Source organism: Rhodococcus sp. YH3-3 (assembly GCF_001653035.1).
Taxonomy (GTDB): Bacteria; Actinomycetota; Actinomycetes; order Mycobacteriales; family Mycobacteriaceae; genus Rhodococcus_F; species Rhodococcus_F qingshengii.
Genome location: NZ_BCWH01000018.1, coordinates 1 through 2,041 on the forward strand (window position 1 = coordinate 1; position 2,041 = coordinate 2,041).

At 61.3% G+C, this 2,041-nt stretch carries 3 protein-coding genes; all 3 read left to right on the forward strand.

Going from position 1 to position 2,041, the window contains the following annotated elements; translation table 11 throughout:
- On the forward strand, window positions 1–588 hold a 588-nt coding region (locus YH3_RS36390), incomplete at its 5' end, for a hypothetical protein (protein ID WP_064445168.1).
- A complete protein-coding gene (locus tag YH3_RS34590) occupies window positions 585–989 on the forward strand; it encodes a hypothetical protein (RefSeq protein ID WP_064445169.1) in 405 nt (134 codons plus the stop codon). The genes YH3_RS36390 and YH3_RS34590, both read left to right, overlap by 4 nt.
- 288 nt (window positions 990–1,277) lie before the next feature.
- The coding region (locus YH3_RS34595) for an APC family permease (protein ID WP_154100425.1) at window positions 1,278–2,041 on the forward strand (764 nt) is incomplete at its 3' end.

Consider the following 2,041-nt stretch of genomic DNA (forward strand, 5'->3'; position numbering starts at 1 on the left):
GGCGGAGCCGTGGCGGGCGCGATCGCATACCGCCACTTGAGTATTCAGATGTTCGAAGGTTATGCAGGAACTTCAGATTCGGGTTTCCGTGCGGAAGTCGAAGCCGAGCAAGCGCTACTACGAGGCAATGATCTGCTGGCCATGATCGATCAACACGAGCACACCCGATTGACCGGTCCAGCCGCAATGGAAGGAGCATCACGACTCGCAGCGCTGGCCAGCCATCCGCAGTTCACCGGGGCTGTGATCACCGACCCCAAACGGCTCACACGTGTACTGAAAAGCAAGGCCGGAGCCATCTACCCTGGGAAATATGCAACATGCATCTTCGATGACCGGAAAGCGCTGTGCCTGAACAGCAGTACAACCAAGAGTGCGGTTCCGCAGCTCGATCGCTGCCAACCACTGAACTGCCCGAACGTCGCACTCACCATCGACAACCTCATCAAGCTGAGCGCAGAAGCCGAAAAGATCGCCGACACGCTGCGTGAACGTCCCACACTCCCACCTCTGTTGCAGAACCAACTCTCCGAACGCGCATCACAGATTCACACATTCATCGACCGTCACCGCTCGGATTCACGATGACACAATCCGGCGGGCTACCAACCACAGCAGCAGTATCAGTTGAGCTCACAGCGTTACTGACCGAATCCGCCGAACGCGGAGTACGACCCAGTGTGCTCGGCCTCGCCCGACGCCTCGGCATCGCCAACACCACGCTCCGGCGCAATTTTCCCGAGACGGTCGATGAACTGTCCCGCCAACGGCGGATCTATCGCAGTAGACCGACCCCAGAACTGCCGACCTCTCACATCAACACTGTCGTACTCGAGAACATGCAGCTCCGAACACGTAACCGCGAACTCACCGAACAGATCGCTCTCGCTTCGTCACAAATCCAGCAACTCAGCCTCGAAGCACACCAACTGCGCACAGAACTCCACCACCGCACCGCCGTCACCACCATCTCCACGCCACGTAAATGACCTGTCACGAGCCAATTCCTCACCTCGATTAAGACTCGCCACAGCCACATAGCTGAGCCGACCGTACAGCTTGTTCACCAGACGGACACCTCGCGTCCCTATGCGATTCATCCCGATCCCCTCTACTATCGAAGTCCGATATCGGGTTCGATAACAGATGTTGTCAAGGAGCAAGTTGTGACGCCATCACCGGGCGAGAAGTTGCCTTCCCCTGCAGACACACCGGATTCATCTCACCTACAACGGCGCCTCGGTGTCGCCGATTCAGTGGTGATCGGGCTGGGCGCGATGATCGGCGCCGGAATCTTCGCGGCTCTGGGACCTGCCGCCGCTGCTGCACACGGTGGGCTTCTGATCGCATTAGCGGTGGCGGCGGTGATTGCATATTGCAATGCGACGTCCTCGGCGCGACTTGCAGCCTTGTATCCGGAATCCGGCGGCACCTACGTGTACGGCCGAGAACGGCTGGGGCCGTTCTGGGGATATCTCGCGGGGTGGGGATTCGTCGTCGGCAAGACCGCCTCGTGCGCTGCCATGGCGTTGACCGTGGGCACCTACGCGTGGCCGGGTCACGAGCATGCCGTCGCGGTCGCCGCGGTACTGGCGATCACCGGTGTCAACTACGTCGGTGTGCAGAAGTCGGCGATGCTCGCACGGATCATCGTGACCGTGGTTCTGGCGGTCCTCGCACTCGTGGTGACGTTGTGCCTGACCGGCGCCTCTGGCTGGCAGTCGCCGTTCGCAACAGATGGGGCGATGACCTTCGCCGGAGTGGTGCAGGCTGCCGGCCTCCTCTTCTTCGCGTTCGCCGGCTATGCGCGCATCGCCACCCTCGGGGAAGAAGTTCGCGATCCGAAACGCACTATCCCACGCGCTATTCCGATCGCCTTGGCCATCACATTGGCGGTGTACGCCGTGGTGGCGGCTGCCGTCCTAGCAGCGTTGGGCCCGGAGGGACTTGCGGCCGCGACCGACCCACTGGCCCAGGCGGTGCAGGCGGCAGGCTTCGGCCAGTTCGAGGTGATCGTGCGGATCGGCGCTGTCGTCGCAGC

Excerpts from the sequence above, each read along its gene's own strand:
- YH3_RS34590 (WP_064445169.1), top strand. The coding sequence starts at position 585 with ATGACACAATCCGGCGGGCTACCAACCACAGCAGCAGTATCAGTTGAG.